2 protein-coding genes are annotated in these 2,975 nt (G+C 59.8%); both read left to right on the forward strand.

Annotated features, from left to right (window positions below; all coding sequences use genetic code 11):
- Positions 1–2,270, forward strand: a 2,270-nt coding sequence (locus AC5JJ6_RS05720) for a family 1 glycosylhydrolase (protein WP_496041115.1), incomplete at its 5' end; no start/stop codon positions are given.
- A 163-nt stretch (positions 2,271–2,433) separates the two neighbouring features.
- Positions 2,434–2,975 (forward strand): sugar-binding domain-containing protein (locus AC5JJ6_RS05725; RefSeq protein ID WP_496041116.1); only part of this gene is annotated, 542 nt, incomplete at its 3' end.

The raw sequence follows: 2,975 nt of genomic DNA on the forward strand, positions 1-2,975 counted from the left end.
CCGACGATAGCGGTACTGCTGCCAGCGCGCAAACATTGACAAAGCCGCCTGTCGAGGTCTGGGGAGGGCTCGAGTGCACTGTCGCCCGGATCGGCGATACCTATGTCGACCAAACAGTACTCAGTGGACATCAGCACCGTCCGCAGGATCTCGACGCATTCGCAGCGCTCGGTATTCACGCCATCAGATACCCTGTACTGTGGGAGCGGATTGCGCCGGAAAGTCTCAAGTCTGCGGACTGGAGCTGGACTGATGAGCGGCTTGCCCGTCTCCGCGAGCTCGGCCTGCACCCGATCGCAGGCTTAATTCACCATGGTAGCGGTCCTCGTCATACCGATCTCACTCAACCAGACTTCGCCACCAAACTCGCTGAGTTCGCCGGCGCCGTGGCCGAGCGTTATCCGTGGCTGGAGTCATACACTCCCGTGAACGAGCCTTTAACCACGGCCCGGTTCAGCGGACTGTACGGCCACTGGTATCCGCATGCCCACGACTACCGCCTGTTCCTCCGCATACTGTTCAATGAGATCAACGGCATTCGGCTGGCGATGCGCGCGATCCGGAGGGTCAATCCTGGCGCAAAGCTGGTCCAAACTGAAGATCTGGGCAGGGTCTGCAGCACACCGCGGCTCGCTTACCAGGCTGAACACGAGAACCATCGCCGCTGGTTGGGACTGGATCTTCTGACTGGGAGATTTGGTCACGATCACCCGCTGTGGCGGGATGTCGCCGAGGTGGTTACCGACCACGAGCTGGAGGAGATGCTTGCTGATCCGTGCCCGCCCGATATTATGGGCATCAACCATTACCTGTCTGGCGAACGGTTTCTGGACGAGCGACTCGACCGTTATCCAGGCGTCAGACCGGGCGGCAACGGTCGTGACCAATACGTCGACGTGCAGGCACTTCGCGTAGTCGCTCAAGGTGTCGCCGGCCTGGAAAACCTTCTGGAGGAGGTTTGGGACCGTTATCGGCTGCCCATTGCCGTAACGGAGTTGCACAACGGTTCGAGCCGCGACGAGCAACTGCGCTGGCTGAAGGAAGCCTGGAACGGAGCGCTCCGTCTGCGATCCCGAGGAGTGGACATCCGTGCAATAACAGCCTGGGCACTGCTCGGCAGCTATGACTGGGACAGCCTTCTGACGCGGCGCACGGGCCATTACGAGCCCGGGCTCTTTGATGTCCGTGACGCCAATGCACGCCCCACAGCACTAGCGCGGCTTGTTAGTGATCTTGCCCAAACTGGCGAGGCGGATCACCCGGCACTCGATGCGCCAGGCTGGTGGCAGCGCGAGGAGCGGTTCGCCTGGGAGCCAGTCGAGTGCTGCGCGACCACTTTGCCACGTCGGATTCTGAAATCCTTTGCAGGCCCAGAGCGATCCAGGCCGTTGTTGATTACAGGTGGCGGCGGAGCCCTGGCGCTGGCTCTAAGCAACGTATGCATCGTGCGAGGGCTGCCCCATCTTACCTTGCCACGGGGGGCGCTTGACGTGACCGATCCGATTTCGCTTGCCGCAGCACTTGATCGATGGCGGCCCTGGGCGGTCATCAACGCCGCCGGCTTTACGCGGGTGGACCATGCAGAGACATCTCCCGATGATTGCCGACGCGAGAATATCCTGGGAGCGGAGGTAATCTCGCGCGCCTGTGCGGCAGTCGGCGTTCCTCTCGTTGCGTTCTCCTCCCATCTCGTGTTCGACGGCGACAAGGCAGCACCCTATGTTGAAAATGACTTAGCAGCACCTCTCAGCGTATACGGCATCACCAAGGCCGATGCTGAACGGGTTCTCTTTGAAACCTTTCCAGACGTACTGCTCATTCGCGCAGGACCGTTCTTTGGCCCCTGGGACCGACGCAACGTGCTGAGCCAAGCCATCCGAACCGTGGCGTCGGGCAGGACTTTCACCGCAGCTGCGGACGTGACCATCTCGCCAACCTACCTGCCCGACATCGCCGATGTGACTCTCGACCTTCTCATGGATAGAGAACGGGGAGTTTGGCACCTGGCGACAGGGTCAGTGATCTGGTCAGACCTTGTCCGTGAAGCAGTAGACGGTGCAAGACTGGACTCAAGAAAAATACTGGAGGTCCCCAGTGCCGAACTGGGCTGGAAAGCCCGCCGACCTCTGCAAAGTGTCCTCCACTCTACTCGTGGCTGCTTGATGCCGAGCCTCGATAAAGCTCTTGGCTGTTACCTTGATACGCTCCGGTTAGGCACGTCCGATATCTCGACCGGTTCGTTCCTGTCCCGCTATGGACCACCAGGCTAGTACAGATTCCTGGTCTGCTCCGGAACCTGGCAGCCCTATCAGATCTTATGGGTCATCTTAGGTTATTAGGTATTCGTTAACCATGATAACCTAAGTCTATCTCGATCAAGAGGCGTGCGGCCGAATATCGGCCCGCCTCCGGGATATCGCCTTAGGAGCGTACATGCTGGCCAGCCGCTTGAGCCTTGACGGCTCGTGGGAGTTCCGTCATGCCGTCAACCCCTCGTCCGCCTTGGGCGACATTCGGTCGATTCGTGTCCCCAGTCCCTGGCAGGCGCAGTTCGATGACTTGCGCATGAAATCCGGTGTAGGGGTGTACAGGCGCCAGGTGGTGCTGTCCGATGGCTGGATTCATGGTCAAATCTGGCTGCGCTTCGGCGCGGTATTTCATAACACCAGGGTCTGGGTGAATGCGACGCTGGTTGGTGAGAATAATGGCGGCTGGCTGCCGTTCGCCTTTGATGTCACCTCGGCACTGGTGAATGGCGCCAACGAGATCGTGGTGAGGGTAGAAAGTCCAACAGACTGCGAGCAGACCCACGCCGATGGGCCATTGGGTGAAATGCCCTTCGGCAAGCAAAGCTGGTACGGTCCGCAGTCCGGCATCTGGCAATCTGTAACCCTCGAGCGTCGTGCACTCGACCATGTGATGCGTATTCATGTAACACCGGATCTTGCCACAGGCCGCGTTGGCACTGCCATATC

It is taken from the genome of Skermanella sp. (assembly GCF_059503625.1).